Raw genomic sequence first — 20825 nt, forward strand, 5'->3', positions numbered from 1 at the left:
TCAAATAATTCTTATATGAATGGAGGAACGAGATTATGAAAAACAGAACAAAGAGACTTCTGGCAATCGGCCTGATCGCTGCTATGACAGCATCTCTGGCTGCATGCACCAGCGAGGGAAGCGGCGGAGCTACCTCCGGTGAGGAGAAAGAGACAGAGGCTGGAACAGGTAAGATCGGTGTTGCCATGCCGACAAAGGATCTGCAGAGATGGAACCAGGACGGCGAGAACATGAAGAAACAGCTGGAGGAAGCTGGATATGAAGTTGACCTTCAGTTCGCAAACAACGATATCGCCACACAGGTTTCCCAGGTCGAGAACATGATCTCCGGCGGATGCGACCTGCTGGTCATCGGATCTATCGACGGTGAGTCTCTTGGAACACCTCTGGCAACAGCAGAGGAGCAGAACATTCCGGTCATTTCCTACGACCGTCTGATCATGAACACAACAGCTGTTCAGTACTACGCTACATTTGACAACTACTTAGTTGGACAGAAACAGGGCGAGTACCTGGTAGAGGCTCTTGACCTTGAGAACCAGGCAGGACCTTTCAACATCGAGATCTTCACAGGTGACCCGGGTGACAACAACGTAAACTTCTTCTTTGGCGGCGCTATGGATGTCCTTCAGCCGTACATTGACGAAGGAAAACTGGTTGTTCAGTCCGGACAGACGACAAAAGAGCAGTGTGCTACAGCAGACTGGTCCACAGAGAAGGCTCAGTCCAGAATGGATGCTATCTTAAGCTCCAACTACGCTGACAAACAGCTTGACGCTGTACTTTGCTCCAACGACTCCACAGCACTTGGTGTTGAGAACTCTCTGGAAGCAAACTACACAGGCGAGTGGCCGATCATCACAGGTCAGGACTGCGATATGCCGAACGTAAAGAACATTGTAGCCGGCAAGCAGGCAATGTCCGTATTCAAAGACACACGTCTCCTGGCAGAGCAGACAGTTAAGATGGTAGACGCTATCATGGGCGGCGAGGAAGCTGAAGTAAATGATACAGAGTCCTACGACAACGGAACAGGTGTCATTCCTACATACCTCTGCGAGCCTACAGTTGTAACAATCGACAACTACGAAGAGATGCTGATCGACTCCGGATACTATGAGGCATCTGATATCCAGTAATCAGTGAAAATGTAACTTGTGAAAATGCAGGCGGGAAGTGAAAAGCCCGCCTGTTTTATGAAGGAAAGGGAGGGAGAAAATTGGCAAAAATCCTGCTGGAGATGAAAAATATTACCAAGACTTTCCCGGGCGTCAAGGCACTTGACAATGTAAATCTGCAGGTGGAGGAAGGCGAGGTCCACGCCCTCGTGGGGGAGAACGGAGCCGGAAAATCCACACTGATGAATGTTTTGAGCGGTATCTACCCGTACGGGAGCTACGAGGGGGATATCATATACAACGGTGAAGTTTGTAAGTTTAACAAGATCAAAGACAGCGAAGAAAAAGGGATCGTTATCATCCACCAGGAGCTGGCTCTTGTGCCGGAGATGACGATCGGCGAGAATATGTATCTGGGCAATGAGCAGGGGAAATCTTTTGCTATTGACTGGAGCAGGACATACGGGGAGGCGGACAAATACCTGGCGCAGGTAGGACTGAAAGAGTCATCCCGTACACTTATAAAAGACATTGGAACCGGTAAACAGCAGCTTGTGGAGATTGCAAAGGCCCTGGCCAAGAACGCAAAGCTGCTCATTCTCGATGAACCTACATCTTCTTTGAACGAAGAGGATTCCCAGGCGCTTCTGGATCTGATGCTGGAGTTCAAGAAGCAGGGCATGACTTCGATCATTATTTCTCATAAACTGAATGAGATTGCCTATGTGGCAGATAAAATCACAGTAATCCGTGACGGCTCTACCATTGAGACGCTGGATAAAAAGAAAGACACCTTCACAGAGGACAGGATCATCAAGGGTATGGTGGGACGTGAGCTGACGGACCGCTTCCCCAAGAGGGAAAAGAAAAATATCGGGGATGTGGCGCTGGAAGTGAAGAACTGGACTGTGCATCATCCTCTGTATTCCGAGCGAAAAGTCGTGGACAATGTGTCCATGTACGTAAAAAAAGGCGAGGTGCTGGGCATCTCCGGACTGATGGGAGCCGGCCGTACCGAGCTGGCCATGAGCATCTTTGGAAAGAGCTACGGCAAGAATATCTCCGGCCAGCTCTTTATCAACGGAAACGAGGTAAATCTCCACTCTGTCAAGGATGCCATCAAGCATAAGCTGGCTTACGTGACAGAGGATCGAAAAGGAAACGGACTGATCCTGAGCAATCCTATCCGTGTCAACACTACTCTGGCTAACCTTGAGGGAGTCAGCAGCCACGGTGTCATCGACAATGATAAGGAGATCGCCGTTGCGGAGGAGTACCGCCAGAAGCTGCGTACAAAGTGTCCCACGGTAGAGCAGAATGTAGGAAACCTAAGCGGCGGTAACCAGCAGAAGGTGCTCCTTGCCAAGTGGATGTTTGCAGGACCGGATGTCCTCATCCTGGACGAGCCTACCAGGGGTATCGACGTAGGAGCCAAGTACGAGATCTACTGCATCATCAATGATCTTGTGGCACAGGGTAAATCCGTGATCATGATATCCTCCGAGCTTCCGGAGGTCCTTGGAATGTCAGACCGTATCTACATCATGAATGAAGGAAAGATCGTAGGAGAGCTGGATGCAGCAGAGGCAACCCAGGAGATCATCATGTCACGTATTCTGAAATCGAGCAAAGGAGAATAGCTATGGAAAAGGGTAAAGTATCAGAATTTTTAAAGAAGTATACAATGGTCATCGTACTGGTCATTGTGGTATTGTTTTTCACATGGCAGACAGGGGGAAGGATGATACTGCCGCAGAATGTCAACAACCTGATCGCACAGAACGCTTACGTGTTCATCCTTGCAACCGGTATGCTTCTGTGTATCCTGACAGGCGGTAATATCGACCTGAGCGTAGGATCTGTAGTCTGCTTCGTAGGTGCCGTGGGCGCTACAGTCATGGTCAATATGAAGATGAATGTATTCATCGGCATTATCGTTATGCTGGCAGTAGGTCTGGCCATCGGCGTATGGCAGGGCTTCTGGATCGCCTACAGGCGTATTCCCCCATTCGTTGTAACACTGGCAGGAATGCTCATGTTCAGAGGCCTTTCCAATATCGTGCTGGACGGCTTCACCATCGCACCCATGCCGCAGGGGTACCTGAATCTGTTCAACAGCTACATCATCGACTTCTTCGGAGGACAGGGACTGAACATCACATGCGTGCTCATCGGTGTGATCGCGGCAGCCATCTTTATCCTCATCACTTTCAAGGGCAGGATGTCCAAGATAAAGAAGGGCTATGCAGTAAATAAGGCCAGCAACGACATCATCCGCTGCGCCATCATCAGTATTGTCATCATCGGCTTTATGTGGAGACTGGCACAGTACAAAGGTCTTCCCAATATGCTTCTCTGGATTGCGGTGATCGTCCTCATCTACGGCTACATCACATCCAAGACAACCATCGGACGTCATCTGTACGCTATCGGTGGAAATGAGAAGGCTGCACAGCTTTCCGGTATCAATACAAACAAGGTATACTTCTTCGCTTACGCAAACATGGGTCTTCTGGCAGCAGTTGCAGGTATGGTAACTATCGCCCGTCTGAACTCTGCTAACCCGACAGCCGGCGACAGCTACGAGATGGATGCTATCGGTTCCTGTTTCATCGGCGGCGCGTCCGCATACGGCGGAAGCGGAACGATCCCGGGCGTTATCATCGGTGCCACGCTGATGGGTGTCATCAACCTCGGTATGTCCATCATGGGTATCGATATGAACTGGCAGAAGGTTGTAAAGGGTCTTGTTGTACTTGCGGCCGTTATCTTCGACGTAGAGTCCAAGAAGAATTCCAGATAAGATGATAAAGAAAGAGACAGGAAAGATTTCCTGCTCTGAAAAGCGCTGCATCACAAATGGTTCTGCATTGTGATGCGGCGCTTTTATTTGTAAAATGTATATTGAAAAAATGGTATTGAAAATGATTATGTAAATGTGGACTTTTCCTTTTGCGTGTGCTATAATCCATTTACTTATAAAATTTACGTCAGGCAGGAGGTGAACAGAATATGACAAGCCAGGAATTGTTGATCTCGATAGGGGAAATGCTGGAAGCAAAAATCAGTCCGCTTCGGGAAGATATCCGCGAACTCAAGCAGGATATGAGCGATGTAAAGCAGGATATCTGCGTCATGAAGCAGGAGATGGGCTCCATGCGTCAGGAAATTGACGTTATGAAGGAGGACATCAGTGACCTGAAGCAGGAAATGAGCTCCATGCGTCAGGAGATTGACGTCATGAAGCAGGACATCAGTGACCTGAAGCAGGAAATGAGCTCCATGCGCCAGGAAATGGACTCCATGCGCCAGGAGATTGACGTTATGAAGGAGGACATCAGTGACCTAAAACAGGAGATGGGCTCCATGCGTCAGGAGATTGACGTCATGAAGCTGGACATCAATTCTATGAAGGAAGAGATGAGCTCCATGCGGTCAGAGATTGGTTCCATGAGAGAAGAAATGGGTGGAGTAAAGCAGAGATTGACCCGGATCGAGACCACGCTGGAGAACGAGACAAACCGCGGGATCAGGATCATTGCGGAGGGACATCTGGATTTATCAAGAAAGCTGGATGATGCGCTGAAAGTGGACAATGAAAAGGAACTGTTGCTCCTTCGGGTTACACATCTTGAAAATGAGGTACACACGATCAAAGAGCGGATGGCTCTTTAGCTTTATCCTGCCCGAAAACAGGTATCTGTCAAATATCTTTATCTTTCCATGTAAACGGCCTGTGCCGTTGTCAGATGACATGAGTTGTTCTTCTTCCTTTTTTTCAAAAACACTATTTCAAAAGCAACAGGAGACAAAAACAGTAGAGAGGAGAGTGCAAAAAGACAAGAATTTGCCATAAAGAACACAAAAAATTGGTAGTATTCAATAAAAAATGTTGATATACTGACCTTAGTGAATGAAAAAGGAGGAGATGGACATGCAGATCCAGAAAGTGACGGATGCATCGTTCAGGGCATATGGCAAAGTGCTGGAAGGCTATGACTTCAGCCGTCTGCTGAAAGAGATGGAGCACACTCCCCTGCCCGCTGACGATGTCATCTATGTGCCCTCTGTGGAGGAGCTGGAGGCTCTCCCGGTAGCGGAGGAGCTGAAAAACCGTGCATTCGGCGGTCTGCCGATCGAGATCGGATACTGCAATGGAAATAACAAAAAACTGAATGCGCTGGAGTATCACCGCTCATCGGAGATCAACGTGGCTGTATCAGACGCGATCCTGCTGATCGGAAAGCAGCAGGATGTGGAGCCGGATCACACGTACGACACATCAAAAGTGGAGGCATTTCTTGTTCCGGCAGGGACAGCCATCGAAGTGTACGCGACTACGCTGCATTATGCCCCCTGTACTGTAGACGACAACGAGGGATTCCGTGTGGTCGTTGTGCTGCCGAAAGATACCAACACAGAGCTTACCTTCCCTGTGGGAAAAGAGGGCGAGGACCGTCTGATCACAGCGAAGAACAAATGGCTCATTGCCCACGAGGATGCAAAGATCGAGGGCGCCTTCAATGGACTTAAAGGAGAAAACATTACACTGTAATCTATTTTTAAAGGAGGAATGAAACACTATGAACAACATGCCAGAAGTAAAGATCGGAGTTGTAGCTGTAAGCCGTGACTGTTTCCCGGAGAGCTTATCCGTGACAAGAAGACAGAACCTCATGAAAGCCTACACAGAGAAATATGGCTCAGAGGGAATCTATGAATGTCCTATCTGTATCGTAGAGAGCGAGATCCATATGGTGCAGGCTCTTGAGGATATCAAGAAGGCAGGATGCAACGCTCTGTGCGTTTACCTTGGAAACTTCGGACCGGAGATTTCCGAGACACTGCTTGCAAAACATTTTGATGGACCGAAGATGTTCATCGCTGCCGCAGAGGAGTCAGGAAATGACCTTCTGGACGGAAGAGGAGACGCATACTGCGGTATGCTCAATGCAAGCTACAACCTGAAACTGCGCAACATTAACGCTTATATCCCGGAATATCCGGTAGGCGACGCAGAGGACTGCGCAGACATGATCCACGAGTTTATCCCGATCGCAAAGGCTATCGAGGGACTGAACAATCTGAAGATCATTTCTTTCGGCCCCCGTCCACTGAACTTCCTTGCATGTAATGCACCGATCAAACAGCTCTACAACATCGGTGTGGAGATTGAGGAGAACTCAGAGCTTGACCTGTTTGAGGCATTCAACAAACATGCGGGAGATGAGAGGATTCCGGCCCTCGTAAAAGAGATGGAAGAGGAGCTGGGAGCAGGCAACAAGAAGCCTGAGATCCTGTCCAAACTGGCACAGTATGAGCTGACCTTAAAAGACTGGGTAGAGGAGCACAGAGGATACAGAAAATATGTGGCTATCGCAGGAAAATGCTGGCCTGCATTCCAGACACAGTTCGGCTTTGTTCCCTGCTATGTGAACAGCCGTCTGACAGCTCAGGGTATCCCGGTATCCTGCGAGGTGGATATCTACGGCGCACTCAGCGAGTTTATCGGAACTGTTGTGAGCAACGATACAGTTACACTGCTTGACATCAACAACAGCGTACCCAAGGATATGTACAACGAGGACATCAAGGGTAAATATGACTACACACTCCAGGATGTCTTCATGGGCTTCCACTGCGGAAACACAGCTTCCTCCAAGCTGTCCTTCTGCGAGATGAAGTACCAGAAGATCATGGCAAGGACACTGCCGGAGGAAGTGACACAGGGAACACTGGAAGGAGACATCGTTCCAGGCGACATCACCTTCTTCCGCCTGCAGAGCACATCAGACAACATCCTCCGCGCTTACATTGCTCACGGGGAGGTGCTTCCGGTGGCATCCAGATCCTTCGGAGCGATCGGTGTGTTCGCCATCCCGGAGATGGGACGCTTCTACCGTCACGTGCTGATCGAGGGAGGCTATCCGCATCACGGAGCTGTTGCTTTCGGACATTATGGAAAAGCACTGTTTGAAGTGTTCAAGTATATCGGAGTTCCGGTAGAGGAGATCGGATACAACCAGCCGGCAGGCGTGAGATATCCGACAGAAAATCCCTGGAGATAACCGGACAGCAGTAAAACAACAGGGCGGGGAGACAGGATGGGATCCCCGCCTTTCTTTCTGAGGAGGTACATATGTTATATATCGGTGTGGATCTCGGCACATCAGCGGTGAAACTCCTTCTGATGGACGAGACAGGAGATATCAAGAATATTGTGTCAAAGGAATACCCTTTGTTTTTCCCACATCCGGGCTGGTCTGAGCAGAACCCGGAGGACTGGTTTGAAAAGTCCATGGAAGGGATCAAGGAGCTGACAGAAGGCTTCGACAGATCAAAGGTGGCGGGCATCAGCTTTGGCGGCCAGATGCACGGTCTGGTAGCCCTTGACAAAGACGATCAGGTCATCCGCCCTGCCATTCTCTGGAACGACGGGCGCACAGGCGAGGAGACAGACTACCTCAACAATGTGATCGGCAAGGACAAACTTTCACAGTACACGGCAAACATCGCTTTCGCCGGATTTACGGCTCCCAAGATCCTCTGGATGAAAAAACATGAGCCGGAGAATTTTGCAAAGATCGTAAAGATCATGCTGCCAAAAGACTATCTGGCATACAAGCTGTCAGGATCCTTCTGCACAGATGTGTCAGACGCCTCTGGTATGCTGCTGATGGATGTAAAGAACCGCTGCTGGTCCAAAGAGATGCTGGATATATGCGGCATTACAGAAGAGATGCTTCCAAAGCTTTATGAAAGCTACGAAGTAGTCGGCACATTAAAGGAAGATGTGGCAGGAGCGCTGGGACTTTCAGACGATGTAAAGGTGATCGCAGGAGCTGGCGACAACGCTGCTGCCGCTGTGGGAACCGGGACAGTGGGAGACGGCATGTGCAACATTTCCCTTGGCACATCAGGCACGATCTTTATCTCCAGTGAGAAGTTCGGCGTGGACGAGAACAATGCGCTCCACTCTTTTGCTCACGCAGACGGCAACTACCATCTGATGGGATGTATGCTCAGCGCTGCTTCCTGCAACAAGTGGTGGATGGAAGCTATCTTAAAGACAAAGGAATTTGCAAAAGAGCAGGAAGGCATTACGAAACTTGGGGAAAACAATGTTTTCTATCTTCCGTATCTGATGGGAGAGCGCTCCCCTCACAATGATCCGGATGCGAGAGCCATGTTCATCGGCATGTCCATGGATACCACAAGAGAGGATATGACCCAGGCTGTTCTGGAAGGAGTTGCTTTTGGGCTTCGTGACTCTTTGGAAGTGGCAAGAAGTCTGGGCATTCAGATCGAGAGGACAAAAATCTGCGGCGGAGGCGCCAAGAGCCCTCTGTGGAAGAAGATCATCGCCAATGTCATGAACCTTAAGGTGGATGTCATTGAGAGCGAGGAAGGCCCGGCTCTTGGCGGCGCCATGCTGGCGGCGGTAGGCTGCGGGGAGTACCCGGATGTAAAGACCATCGCGGAAAAGATCGTAAAGGTTGTAGATACCGTGGAGCCGGAGGAGGAGCTGGTGAAAAAGTATGAGGAAAAATACCGGAAATTCCGGACCATCTATCCAACAGTGAAGTGTCTGTACTAAAAAAAGCAATTAAATACGGATAAAGCCGGACTCCGGGGCCTTTGTCGGCTCCGGAGTTTTTCCCTACTTGTTATCTGAAAAAAAACAGATTATAATGAGAGCATGCAGCCATAAAGAATGAAACAAAGGAACAAAAAGCTGCAAATATTAGCTAACAAGGATAGGAGGCATCATTATGCCTGCATTTTACGCGCATGACCGCTTTGGAAGGAAGGTTTATTCCAGACTGGAAGGAGAGATAAAACAGACGATCAAAAACCACAGCCGTCAGTTCCGGATCGGACTGCAGGGACCGGATCTCTTTTTCTTTTACCGGCCCTGGCATTCCAACAAAATTTCGAAATATGGAAACCATCTCCATGAGATATCCGCCTATCCATTCTTCAGGCACGGGGCGGCCGTAGTACGGGAGAAGGGAAGGTCAAGCAAAGAGTATGCCTATCTTCTGGGATTTGCATGTCACTTTATCCTGGACAGCGAGTGCCATCCCTTTGTGGAAGAATACATAAAGAAGAGCGGTGTACAGCACCTGGAGATCGAGGAGGAGTTTGAGAAGCTGCTCCTGCGGATGGACGGGAAGGACCCCTTTGCCTATCCCCTGGCAGAGCTGATCCCGGCGGATGGGACCACAGCGGAAGCCATCTGCCCTTTCTATGATGACATCACGGAGAAGACGGCCCTCAGAGCTCTTAGGGATATGCGTCTGGTGAAAAAGCTTTTCACTGCGCCGGGGCGTCTGAAGCACGATGCCATCAACACAGTGATGAAGCTGACCGGGAAATATCCCTACATGAAGGGCCTGATGAACCAGCACAGGGATAATCTGCGGTGCAGAAGGAGCAGCCAGGAGCTGCTGAGTCGTTTTGACGAGGCGGCAAAGCTTGCCGTGGATATGCTCTACAGCCTGGACGAGACGATACAGACCGGAAAGGAGCTGAACAGACGTTTTGACAGAACATTCGAATAAAAGGGAGAGACAGGATCGCGAAATATGGAAGCATATGAGAAGAACGGCCGGCGCCTATGTACTTGCGCTGGCGGTTCTTCTCCTTTCTTCCTGTCAGGGGCTGCCGGAATCAGCCTCCTCATCTGCCGGCCCGGTCTCTGTCTCAGAGGAGGAGCTTGCGCTCGGTGATATACCGGAGTACAGCGGAGACCCTTATGTCGAGGTTGAGGGCGGTGAGCCGGATTTTACAGAGGAGGAGCTGACGGAAGAGCCCTACGAGTCATACAGCGACCTGGACGAGCTTGGAAGGTGCCAGGAGGCTCAGGCCTGCGTGGGACAGGAGACCATGCCGGAGGGAGAAAGGGAGAGCATCAGCGAGGTGAAGCCCACCGGATGGCAGTCCGTGGAGTACGAGGATGTGGACGGGGGGTACCTTTACAATCGCTGCCATCTCATCGGCTACCAGCTCACCGCTGAGAATGCCAACGAAAAGAACCTGATCACGGGGACGAGATATATGAATACGGAGGGCATGCTCCCATTTGAGGACGAGGTGGCCGACTATGTGGAAGAGACCGGTAACCACGTCATGTACCGGGTGACCCCTGTGTTTGAGGGGGAAAATCTGGTGGCCTCCGGTGTGTGGATGGAGGCTGAGTCCGTGGAGGATAAAGGGCAGGGTGTCTCCTTTAATGTGTATGTCTACAATGTGCAGCCCGGCATAGAGATTGATTATACGCAGGGTGACAGCCGGGAAGTGCAGGAGGACGAGCAGGCACAGACCGGACAGACCGGCACCAGCCGGTCGCAGGATGCTGAAGACGGACAGGAGCACACCTATGTCCTCAACAAGAATACCCGAAGATTCCACGACCCGGACTGTGCCAGCGTGGACGATATCAAAGAGAAGAACAGAGGAGAATTTACAGGGGACAGGCAGCAGCTCCTGGACGAGGGATATGAGCCCTGCGGCAGATGCAGACCGTAAAAAATGAAAAAAAGCACTTGTGTTATCCATAACAGGTGTTATAATATACATGTAACAAGAAAATATACTTAACTGACCTCTTTGTTTTGCAAAGTCGAAGGCTGCTAAGCATCATCAGATTTTGGAGGAAAAGATAAATGAATACTTTAAAAGCTGAAAAGAGAAACATGCAGACAAAAGCAAAGAAATTAAGGAGAGAAGGATTTGTTACCGGCAATGTATTTGGCAGGGAAATGAAAGAGTCCATGCCGATCCAGATTTTGAAGGCCGATGCAGAGCGTCTTGTAAAGACCCATGGCAAAGGCAGCCAGGTCATGCTGGAGGTGGACGGACAGATTATGGATGTCCTTGTAAAAGAGATTGACTTGAGTCCTCTCAAGACTGAAATTTATGAGATTGATTTCCAGGCTCTGGTAAGCGGCGAGAAGGTCCACTCTGTTGCGGAGGTTGTGCTGCTGAACCATGAGAAGGTCAACACAGGCCTTGTAAACCAGATGCTCCATGAGATCGCCTTCAAGGCTGTTCCTGCCGCTCTTGTAGAGAAAGTTGAGATTGATGTGGGAGATATGAAGCTGGGCGATTCTATCCAGGTAAAAGATCTGGATATTGCCAAGAATAAAGATATCGATCTGATCACCAATCCGGAGACAACGGTTGTGGCTGTTACAGAGATCCATAACCAGTCTGTGGAGGAAGAGGAGACAGAGGCTGAGGAGGAAGCCTGAAAGGCGTTCTCCTGACAAAATAAACGCGGGAAAGAGGCTGTGCTTCAAAGCATGGCCTTTTTTATGGTTACAAAATCCATTTTCTGTGATAATATCAAAGGAGGAACGGAGAAGAAAAGGAGAAAAGGCAGATGGATCTGAAAAGAAAGATCATGGAGGCGGCCTGGGAGCTGTTCCAGGAGAAGGGGTACACGGCGACCACGGTCAATGAGATCATTGAGAAGGCAGAGACATCCAAGGGCGGATTTTATTATTATTTTCATGCCAAAGACGAGCTTCTGAACTCGCTGTACCATTTTTTTGACCGGGAATATAAAAAATACTATAAAAGTATGGACAAGTCGCTGAATCATATCATGCAGATCAAGCTCCTGAATCAGTATGTATTCTATTTTATGGAGGGAAACGTGAAGGTGGATCTCCTGGCGTCTCTGTACAGATCCCAGCTCGCTGAAAAAAAGCAGACCAACTTTCTTGATCCGGAAAGGTATTATCTCAAGCTGATCAAAAAGCTGATTTCGGATGGACAGAAAAAAGGTGAGATACGTACAGATCTGACCGTGGATGAGCTGGTGAAGCATATCCTGCTGGTAGAGCGCGGGATCATCATGGATTGGTGCGTGGAGAACGGAGGATACTCCCTGGGCTATTTTGGGGCTCACAGCTTTAATCTGTATATGGAGTTTCTGGAACCATCTGAAAAGGCGGCGGAAGAGTAGTGGAAATCTTCTCTTCCGCTATTTTTTACCTGATAACAAACCACAGTCTTTTTTTAAGTGGAAATATACACAAAATATTATCTGAAAAAATAGCTAATATTCACAATTAAAGTAGAAAATATTTCACAAAAATATATATTATTAGAACAATATCTTGCTTAATTTACGATATTGTGATATGATTAACAAAAATCAACAGACCACGGTTTCTAGAGGAAGGAGTGATACTATGAGTTATAGTGATATATGCAATGCACCGTGGATGTACATCTGGGTAGGAGTTTTATTGATCGCAGTGATCGTCCAGTGTCTGATCTTCATGAAAAAGGCGTGGACAAGGGCGAGAGGGCTGGGGCTTTCCAATCAGCAGATAAGAAAAGGCCTGACTACGGGAGTGACTATCAGCATCGTGCCTACCCTGCCAGTCCTGGTTGTTTTCCTGTCCCTCATGCCTCTTCTGGGGGCTCCGCTTCCCTGGCTCCGGCTCTCGGTGATCGGCTCGGCCTACTACGAGACGTATGCGGCCACCACCGCGCTGGAGTGTGTGGGCGAGTCTCTCACGGTAAACGGGTACTCGGCTGTGGGCTGGATCGCGGCGGCCTGGGTCATGACTGTAGGGGGAAGCGCCTGCATCCTCTGGTCCACCATCATGATCAAGCCTATCTCCTCCCTATACAATAAAGCGGAGAAGATTGATATGGGTCTTGTGCTCGCCATTGGAAGCGGCTGTCTGGCCGGTGTAATGGCATATGTCTCTGTTGCTTATGGCTTCGGCCAGATGTCCACTCAGGGCGTGGTCTTCCTGATCAGCTTTGCAGCAGGTGCGGTCCTTGTGATCCTGCATAAGAAATTTCCAAAGCTGAAGTGGATCTCTGATTATATCATGGCTATCAGCATGCTGGTCGGGATGGCGGCAGCGTGTATCATTTTTTAAGGAGGGAACGGTATGAAGCTACAGTCTAGAGAAGATTTCAACAAATGGACACACAGATTTGGCATACTGTCCAGCCTTGTACTTTTTGTGGGAATGACCGCATTTCCGGTGGTGGCAAGCGCGGTGTACGGCCTGTGGCCGGACTTCAGAGCGCTGTGGCCCGGCTTTATCGCTGTGATCCTGTTCATGGCTCCCTACTGGCCGGCCGAGACCATCGGGTACATGCCCGTCATGGGACCAGGGGCGCTGTATATGTCCTACATCACGGGAAATGTTACAAACCTGCGGATGCCTGCCACGGTGGGCACCATCAATTCCCTGGGTATCAAGCCTAACACGGATGCCTGTCACACCATGGCCATCATCGCCTGTGGTGCGTCGGTCATCACCACAGTGGCCATCGTGGCGATTGGCGTTGTAGTCGCGGCGCCTCTCTCACCGGTGCTCAACTCGCCAACCCTGCAGCCTGCCTTTGACTATGTAGTGCCCGCCCTCTTTGGAGGACTGGTGGCCCAGACCATACTGAAGGGTAAGAAGCAGTTCGGGTTTTATCTCGTTCCCCTGGCGGTCTGCCTTGTATGCTGCTATTTCACACCCATAAGCGGGGCGTATTATATGCTGATCGCCATTGCTGTCTCTGCGGCAATTTATATTGTGGATTATAAAAAAGGAAAAGCAAAGGAGGAGTAACTATGGGAAAACTGACGTATATCATCTGCGGGAAGCTCTATGACGGCTTAGACCGGGAGCTGAAGGAAGATCAGAAGATCCTGATCGAAGACGACAGGATCGTGGATGTAGGACCGGAGGTAGAGCAGCCTGAGTCGGCCCAGGTCATCGACCTGTCAGACGCCACAGTCACACCGGGCATGATCGATGCCCACATGCACATGGACAATATTGACTGGCATACGATCCGCCAGGAGGTGTACTACACCTCCGAGGAGCACAAGGCGCTGGGCGTTCTCCGGACGGCGCAGAAGGCTCTCTCCCGCGGATTTACGACGGTCCGCCATCCCGGCGGGATCACCTCCAACGGGTTTGGTGTGCTGGACGTGAGAGATATGATCAACCAGGGATATTTCTCCGGCTCCAGGATCGTGGCGGCTGCAAGGCTCATCTGCACGGCGGGAAGCCATGGGGATCTCTCCCAGACCTTTGCCAGGAGGCCGGAGTTCTCCTTCGCCGTACAGAATATGATCAGCTCTCTTGGGTCGGGAAAGGATTTCTTTGCAAATGCGGTCCGGGAGGAGATAAAGGCTGGATCGGACTTTATCAAGATCATGGCCACAGGAGGCTTTTTTACTCCCTATGACAATCCACGGCAGCAGCAGATGAATGACGAGGAGATGGAGGCGGTCATCCGCACCGCCCACGAGTGGGGCAAGACAGTCACCGCCCACGTGTACAGCCCGGATCATATCCGCAAGCTGGTGGGCTTTGGCATCGATGGACTGGAGCACTGCTCTCTCCTGGACGAGGAGACGGCCCAGATCGTGGAGGAGGCAGGAGCCTACATTGTTCCCACCTTCTGTCCTTACGAGGAGGCAGTCCACTATGACCCGGTGAAGATCCAGACCAAGCAGCCGGAGTTCCGGGCCAAGCTGGAGTACTACAAGGACGCGCTCCAGGCGGGGCGTGAGGTCATCAAGAACTGCAAGTGCAAGCTGGGCTACGGCACGGACCAGGTGGCTACCCACCAGAACTATGAGAGTGGCTACGAGTACAAGGCCTGGCTGGAGAGCGGTATGGATCCCTTCAGGGCTCTGGAGGCGGCTACCAGGATCAATGCGGAGATCCTGATGCTGGACGACAAGATCGGAACCATTGAAAAGGGAAAGCTGGCAGATATCTCTGCCTGGAAACGGGATCTTATGACAGATCCGAAAGCTCTCCTCGACTGCGCCTTTGTCATGAAGGAGGGAGTCGTATATCCTACAGAGAAATGCGAGGATATGGACGAGGAGTCATAAGCATTATATGAGAGGAGAAAGGGTGTGCGGAAATACCTCTGCACACCCTTTCTCCTTGTGTGGCAGGGAGAAAAAGGCTATAATGCAGATGAGAGAAATCAGGAGGTGTCAGTATGTTCCCGCATATGGTGCTCATCCACAATCAGGAGTACAACAGCCAGAGACTTGAAGATGTGGAGAAAGAATTTGAAAAAGGTTTTGAAAGCCTTAGGCTTTCTGCGGAAGAGATCAGAGGAAAGAAAATAGGAATTGCCGTGGGGAGCCGGGGAATTGACAGGATACAGAAAATTGTCCGAATGACAGTGCAGGCAGTGAGAGAGGCAGGGGGAGACCCTTATATCTTTGCGGCCATGGGCTCCCACGGAAATGGAACGGCCCAGGGACAGAGGGAGATCCTGGCCTCCCTGGGAGTGACAGAGGAGGAGACGGGCGCTCCGGTGCTCTGCAGCGCCCAGACAGCTCTGTGGGGTGCGACCGGACAGCACGGATATAAGGTGTACGGCAATGAGCTTTGTGACCGGTTTGACGCCATTATCCTTGTCAACCGGGTGAAGATGCACACGGATTTTGAGGATGTGACCGAGAGCGGCGTTCTCAAGCTGATGGCCATCGGCATCGGCGGCCCGGCGGGATGCCAGAATGTACACGCCCTGGCCCTGAAGGACGGCTACGGGACTGTCATCCGGGAGACAGCGGCCTTTATGATAGAGAAGCTGCCGGTGCTCTTTGGAGTTCTCCTGACAGAAAACGCAGTCCATGAGCTGGATGGCATTTACATGGAAAGGCCGGAGAAGTTTCTGGAGACAGAGAAGCGGCTGCTGGAAAAGGTGAAGAGGGGCCGCATGAAGCTGCCCTCTGACAGCATTGACGTGCTGATCGTGGATGAGATGGGGAAAAATATCTCCGGCTCCGGCATGGACACAAAGGTCATCGGTCGGGTGTATGTGACCGGGCAGAGGGAGCCAAAGAGCCCCAGAGTGAAGAGACTGGCAGTCCTGGGCCTTACAGAGGAGTCCCACGGCAATGCCATCGGGATTGGGCTGGCGGACTTTTCCACCAGAGCTGTACTGGAGAAGACCGACTTTGCCGCCACGGCGAAGAACGCGGTGGCCTCCATGGCTCCGGCCCAGGGGAAGATCCCCTGCATCCTGGAAAATGACAGGGAGGCCATCCGGGCTGCGTTGGAGACGGCTGGACTGGAGGACATAGAAAGGGCCAGGGTGGTCCGCATACAGAATACCAATCAGATCGCCAGGCTGTACGTGTCGGAGGCACTGTATGAGGAGCTGAAGGAGGACCCGGAGATCCGTCTCCTGGGGGGCCCGCTGCCTATGGAATTTGATGGGCAGGGCAATCTGAAGCCCGGACATTATGGGAAAGGAGACAGGTGAGGATGGAATATACATGCGGATACAGCTCCCCTATCGGAGAAATGACTATGGCTTCGGACGGTACATATCTGACAGGCCTATGGTTTAACGGGCAGAAATATTTTGGCAGCACACTGGAAAGAGAGCACAGGTATCTGCCGGGAGAGGGCGGAGAAGGGGAAATTCCTGTGTTTGCCCGGACAAAAAGGTGGCTGGACGCCTATTTTGCAGGGATGCGTCCGGAGCCTCTGCCGCCCCTTGCACCGAAAGGTTCTCCGTTCCGGCAGAAGGTGTGGAGGGCCCTGCTGCAGATACCCTACGGTGAGACGGTGACCTACGGTGAGATAGCGGAGCAGATTTCCGGCGGAAAGGCGGGGATGTCCGCCCAGGCCGTGGGAGGCGCTGTGGGACACAATCCCATTTCCATCATCATTCCCTGCCACCGTGTCCTGGGAAGCGGCGGGAAGCTGACCGGCTACGCGGGAGGACTGGAGAAAAAAGAGTATCTGCTGAAGCTGGAGGGAAAGGAGAGACGCTGAACCTATGACTATCAAAGAGATCGCACAGCTGGCCGGCGTGTCCAGCGCCGCTGTGTCCAGGTATCTGAACGGGGGCTATGTCAGCGGGGAGAAGAAGGATAAGATAAGGAAGGTCATCGAGGAGACGGGCTATCAGCCCTCCGCCCAGGCCAGGATACTGCGGACAAAGCGAGCCTGCCTTGTGGGGGTGGTAGTGCCCAAGATAAACTCTGAGTCCATCAGCCGTATCACGGCGGGGATCGAGAGCGTGCTCTCCACCAGGGGCTACCAGATGCTCCTGGCGAGTACGGACAATGACCCGGCAAAGGAGCTCACCTATCTGAAGCTCTTTGAGAGCTATCCGGTGGACGGCATCATCCTCATCGGTACCGTGATCACGCCGAAGCACCGGGAGTTCCTGAAAAGCGCCAGGGTGCCCGTGGTCGTGGTGGGACAGCACACAAGGTATGCCAACTGCATCTACCATGACGACTACGGCGCCGGGAAAGCCATGGGAAGGCTGGCGGCGCAGGAGGCGGCGGGGCGCGGAAAGGTGGCCTACATCGGTGTGACGAGGGAGGACCGGGCCGTGGGCGTGTCCCGGGAGGACGGCTTTCGGGCCGGGCTAGAGGCAGCGGGTGCGGGCCTTGAAGAGGCGTATTTCAGAAGGGCCCGGTTTACCATGGACTCCGGCTATGAGGCGGCCATGGACCTGCTGGAGAAGAAAGGGGACATAGGCGTTCTGTCCTGCGCCACGGACACCATCGCGGCTGGCGCTATTGAGGCACTGCTGGCTTGCCGTCAGAAGGAGGTCCCGAGGTCTGCCGCAGAGTCCGGCGCCAGGATGGGATATATACTGGACCGGTCCGGGATCCGGGTCACCGGCTTTGGCGACAACCAGCTCCTGAAGGCTGTCACGGAGGGGATCCCCACCGTGCATTTTGGATATAAGACAAGCGGTATCCGTGGGGCGGAGCTGCTCCTGGATGTGATCGAGAGGGGCGGGCAGGTTCCTGTGGAGATAAAGCTGGGCTTCCGGCTGGTCAGCAGCCGGGAGGACAAAAATAATATCGATTTCACAAAATAGTGCAAAATGCACAAAACAGAGGAACTAAAATCGGCAAAAATTCCGTCTTTACAACCGGGAGTTTTGCCGATATTATTTTATGTGGAAGATATGAAATCGATTACATATAAAGGGAGGAGAGAACTTATGGATCACAGAAAGACCGCACCCTGGGCGCCACCGTGGCCGTGGTCCCCTCGGACGGAAGGATACTGGCCCCTTGCGACGCCACTGTGTCCAGCATCTACGACACAGGCCACGCCGTGTGCCTGACTACGGAGACCGGCGGGGAGCTGCTGATCCACATCGGCATCGACACAGTGAGGATGGAGGGAAAAGGCTTCACAAAGAAGGTGTCAGACGGAGACCAGGTGAAGGCGGGTGATGTGCTGGTGGAGGCAGACCTTGACGCCATCCGGGAGGCAGGCTACGACACAGCTACCATGATGATCCTGACCAACGCGGACGACTATGACTCCGCTAAGAAGGCCGGGCCGGGTCAGGTGGATGCGTCCAGCGTTGTCATGAAGATCAAGAAAGCATAAAGAGCAGGTGAGTATATGAACGCATTGACGAGAGATTTAAAGCAGTTGGTGGAGCTGGCGGAGAAGGCGGCGCCGGCGGAAGGCCGGTTCCGGCAGAGGCTCCATCTGATGCCACCCACGGGCTGGCTCAACGATCCCAACGGGCTGTGCCAGTTCAAGGGACTCTTCCACGCCTTCTTCCAGTATTCCCCCTTCAACCCGGAGGGCGGCGTGAAGATGTGGGGACACTGTACGAGCAGGGATATGGCGCACTGGGAGTACCAGGGCACAGCCCTTTACCCGGACCAGCCCTTTGACTGCCACGGCGTCTACTCAGGATGTGCCCTTGTGGAGGACGGGAGGATGTACCTCTACTACACCGGCAACGTAAAGCTGGAGGACCAGGAGTACGACTATGTGCTGGCGGGACGGGAGGGCAACACCGTGCTGGTGGAGAGCGAAGACGGGTTCCGCTTTGGGAGAAAGCAGCTCCTCATGAGGAATGAGGACTACCCTGCCGACCTGAGCTGTCACGTCCGGGACCCGAAGGTGTGGAAGCAGGACGGCCGGTACTATATGGTCCAGGGAGTAAGGACAAAGGAGGATGTGGGGGAAGCCCAGATCTTCGTCTCCGATGACAGGATATCCTGGAGCCCTCTGAGACGCATCCGCACAGAGGAGCCCTTCGGCTATATGTGGGAGTGCCCGGATTACATGGATGTGGATGGACAGAAAATCCTCTCAGCCTCTGTCCAGGGGCTGGAGGGAGAGGAGTGGAGAGACAGAAATGTGTACCAATCCGGTTATTTCTATATAGAAGGTGATATCCTGGGAGAGTACAGCCTCTCACAGTACCGGCTCTGGGACTGCGGGTTTGACTACTATGCCCCGCAGAGCTTTGTGACAGAGGACGGCCGGGTGGTCATGATGGCCTGGATGGGCATGCCGGACTGTCCGGAATACGGCAACAGCCCGGCTCTCGCGGAGGGGTGGCAGCACTGCTTCACCTTCCCCAGGGAAATCTATACAGAGGACGGCGCTGTGCGCCAGCGGCCCGTCCGGGAGCTGGAGATGCTCAAGAGAAAGGTGAAGGGAGCAGAGGGCCATCTTAAGGCGGAGTGCCCGGCGGCCTGGGAGACGGACATCACAGGCATCCAGGCCGGCAGGTTCCGGGCAGTGGTGGGAGGCGGCCTGGTGCTGACATACACCGGCAGCCGCTTTGAGATGCGCTTTGAGGGGCCGGCGGGAGAAGAAATCTCCGGCGGCAGGAGACTCAGGTATCAGGAGATGGAAAGCCCGGACAGCGTGAAGATACTGGGGGATGCCTCCTCTGTGGAGGTGTTTGTGAACGAGGGAGAATATGTCTTTACCACGAGATATTATCCCGGGGCGTACACCCTGGAGGTGGAGGCCGACGGGGCGGCGGTTTCCCTGTACGCTGTTGAGTGACAAAAAAAGAGTGACCAAAAAAGAAAAACGGATGAGAGAGGCGCTGCGCCTTCTCACATCCGCTTTTTCTGCATTTCTTTTTACACCCTTAAAGCCCTATCCCGCATTCCTGGACCTTGCCGGCTCCGGCGCGCGCCGCACCGCATTGTCCTGGAAGCGGAAGTAGTCCGGCCGGTGGCGGGACTGGGTGAACTCAAACATGACGCCGTCGCTGTTGTAGGTGTGGCTGCTCACCACGGCCACACAGTTGTAGTCGTTGACGTCCATCTCCAGATATTTCTCGTCGATCTGGGTGATCTTCTCCACAGTCATGACCCGCTGGCTGTTGACGATAGTCATGTGGAGCTCCTTCTCCAGATACTCGTAGATGGAGTCGGAGGCAATCGCTGCCGTCAGTCCCGGGACCGCGCTCTTCAGGAAATAGTTGTGATTGATGATAAGGGGCTTTCCGTCCAGATAGTGGAGGCGCTGTATGTAGTACAGCCGGGTGCCCGCGGGGAAGCCGGTGCGCCGTTCGATCTTTTCGTCCGCCGTCAGCTCCATGAAATGAAGGACCCTGGTAATCCCCCACTTGTGGTTCCTGGCGGAGGACTCCTTGAAGGATTCGATCCCGCCTATAGTGAAGGCGGCCTGGTCCACCGGGCGGTAGATGTTCCGCACACCCTTTCCCTGGATCGTCTGCACGTACCCATCTGACACAAGCTGGGCTATGGCCCTTCGGACCGTGTTCCTGGAGCAGTCGTACTCACGCACGAGAACATGCTCCGAGGGGAGCAGGGCCTGGCTGGCGAATTCGTTAGTCTCTATTTTCTGTTTTAAGTCTCTGTAGATTGCTTCATATTTACTTCTCGGCAATTTGCTTCACTTCCAGTCTCATGTATAATCCTGTTTAAACAAC

20 protein-coding genes are annotated in these 20825 nt (G+C 52.3%); 19 read left to right on the plus strand and 1 reads right to left on the minus strand.

Going from position 1 to position 20825, the window contains the following annotated elements; all coding sequences use genetic code 11:
- The first annotated feature begins 35 nt into the window (after positions 1 to 35).
- The 19 genes from chvE to B5E62_RS11525 all read left to right on the plus strand — a co-directional run bounded on the left by chvE (position 36) and on the right by B5E62_RS11525 (position 19927).
- Positions 36 to 1139, plus strand: a complete 1104-nt coding sequence (chvE, locus tag B5E62_RS11435; RefSeq protein WP_087174704.1) for a multiple monosaccharide ABC transporter substrate-binding protein — start codon at positions 36 to 38, stop codon at positions 1137 to 1139.
- Between the two features lie 80 nt (positions 1140 to 1219).
- Positions 1220 to 2758 (plus strand): multiple monosaccharide ABC transporter ATP-binding protein, encoded by a 1539-nt coding sequence (gene mmsA / locus B5E62_RS11440; RefSeq protein ID WP_087174705.1) that lies wholly within the window; start codon positions 1220 to 1222, stop codon positions 2756 to 2758.
- Between the two features lie 2 nt (positions 2759 to 2760).
- Entirely contained in the window at positions 2761 to 3921 is a 1161-nt protein-coding gene (mmsB, locus tag B5E62_RS11445) for a multiple monosaccharide ABC transporter permease (protein WP_076778277.1), read from the plus strand.
- A gap of 209 nt (positions 3922 to 4130) precedes the next feature.
- On the plus strand, positions 4131 to 4793 hold the full coding sequence (locus B5E62_RS11450) for a hypothetical protein (RefSeq protein ID WP_087174706.1): 663 nt from the start codon (positions 4131 to 4133) through the stop codon (positions 4791 to 4793).
- A 259-nt stretch (positions 4794 to 5052) separates the two neighbouring features.
- On the plus strand, positions 5053 to 5673 hold the full coding sequence (locus B5E62_RS11455) for a DUF4867 family protein (RefSeq protein ID WP_087174707.1): 621 nt from the start codon (positions 5053 to 5055) through the stop codon (positions 5671 to 5673).
- Between the two features lie 28 nt (positions 5674 to 5701).
- On the plus strand, positions 5702 to 7186 hold the full coding sequence (locus tag B5E62_RS11460) for an L-fucose/L-arabinose isomerase family protein (protein WP_076778273.1): 1485 nt from the start codon (positions 5702 to 5704) through the stop codon (positions 7184 to 7186).
- Between the two features lie 71 nt (positions 7187 to 7257).
- Positions 7258 to 8715 (plus strand): xylulokinase, encoded by a 1458-nt coding sequence (xylB, locus tag B5E62_RS11465; RefSeq protein WP_087174708.1) that lies wholly within the window; start codon positions 7258 to 7260, stop codon positions 8713 to 8715.
- Between the two features lie 175 nt (positions 8716 to 8890).
- Positions 8891 to 9682, plus strand: a complete 792-nt coding sequence (locus tag B5E62_RS11470) for a zinc dependent phospholipase C family protein (protein WP_087174709.1) — start codon at positions 8891 to 8893, stop codon at positions 9680 to 9682.
- 34 nt (positions 9683 to 9716) lie between these two features.
- A complete protein-coding gene (locus B5E62_RS11475) occupies positions 9717 to 10649 on the plus strand; it encodes a DNA/RNA non-specific endonuclease (RefSeq protein ID WP_087174710.1) in 933 nt (310 codons plus the stop codon).
- 137 nt (positions 10650 to 10786) lie between these two features.
- Entirely contained in the window at positions 10787 to 11374 is a 588-nt protein-coding gene (locus B5E62_RS11480) for a 50S ribosomal protein L25 (protein ID WP_087174711.1), read from the plus strand.
- A gap of 131 nt (positions 11375 to 11505) precedes the next feature.
- The gene (locus B5E62_RS11485; RefSeq protein ID WP_087174712.1) at positions 11506 to 12093 is read left to right on the plus strand and encodes a TetR/AcrR family transcriptional regulator; all 588 of its coding nucleotides are present in this window, start codon (positions 11506 to 11508) and stop codon (positions 12091 to 12093) included.
- Between the two features lie 229 nt (positions 12094 to 12322).
- Positions 12323 to 13027, plus strand: coding sequence for a DUF5058 family protein (locus tag B5E62_RS11490; RefSeq protein WP_087174713.1), 705 nt, complete (start codon positions 12323 to 12325; stop codon positions 13025 to 13027).
- A gap of 12 nt (positions 13028 to 13039) precedes the next feature.
- Positions 13040 to 13717, plus strand: coding sequence for a hypothetical protein (locus B5E62_RS11495; RefSeq protein WP_087174714.1), 678 nt, complete (start codon positions 13040 to 13042; stop codon positions 13715 to 13717).
- A 2-nt stretch (positions 13718 to 13719) separates the two neighbouring features.
- Positions 13720 to 15000 carry an amidohydrolase family protein gene (locus B5E62_RS11500; protein WP_087174715.1) on the plus strand — a complete coding sequence of 427 codons (1281 nt, stop codon included), beginning with the start codon at positions 13720 to 13722 and terminating at the stop codon, positions 14998 to 15000.
- Positions 15001 to 15113: 113 nt separating this feature from the next.
- Positions 15114 to 16391: a hypothetical protein gene (locus tag B5E62_RS11505; protein ID WP_087174716.1), complete on the plus strand. Its 1278-nt coding sequence runs from the start codon at positions 15114 to 15116 to the stop codon at positions 16389 to 16391.
- A gap of 2 nt (positions 16392 to 16393) precedes the next feature.
- A complete protein-coding gene (locus B5E62_RS11510; RefSeq protein ID WP_087174717.1) occupies positions 16394 to 16909 on the plus strand; it encodes a methylated-DNA--[protein]-cysteine S-methyltransferase in 516 nt (171 codons plus the stop codon).
- Between the two features lie 4 nt (positions 16910 to 16913).
- Positions 16914 to 17975: a LacI family DNA-binding transcriptional regulator gene (locus B5E62_RS11515; RefSeq protein ID WP_087174718.1), complete on the plus strand. Its 1062-nt coding sequence runs from the start codon at positions 16914 to 16916 to the stop codon at positions 17973 to 17975.
- A 149-nt stretch (positions 17976 to 18124) separates the two neighbouring features.
- Positions 18125 to 18499 (plus strand): PTS sugar transporter subunit IIA, encoded by a 375-nt coding sequence (locus B5E62_RS11520; protein ID WP_087174719.1) that lies wholly within the window; start codon positions 18125 to 18127, stop codon positions 18497 to 18499.
- 15 nt (positions 18500 to 18514) lie between these two features.
- Positions 18515 to 19927 (plus strand): glycoside hydrolase family 32 protein, encoded by a 1413-nt coding sequence (locus tag B5E62_RS11525; protein WP_087174720.1) that lies wholly within the window; start codon positions 18515 to 18517, stop codon positions 19925 to 19927.
- 96 nt (positions 19928 to 20023) lie between these two features.
- Here the strand turns inward: B5E62_RS11525 and treR are convergent, their stop codons facing one another.
- A complete protein-coding gene (gene treR, locus B5E62_RS11530) occupies positions 20024 to 20782 on the minus strand; it encodes a trehalose operon repressor (protein ID WP_087174721.1) in 759 nt (252 codons plus the stop codon).
- Positions 20783 to 20825: the final 43 nt, after the last annotated feature.

Origin of the sequence: Lachnoclostridium sp. An118 (assembly GCF_002160985.1) — a bacterium.
In the GTDB taxonomy this organism is placed as follows: Bacteria; Bacillota; Clostridia; order Lachnospirales; family Lachnospiraceae; genus Claveliimonas; species Claveliimonas stercoravium.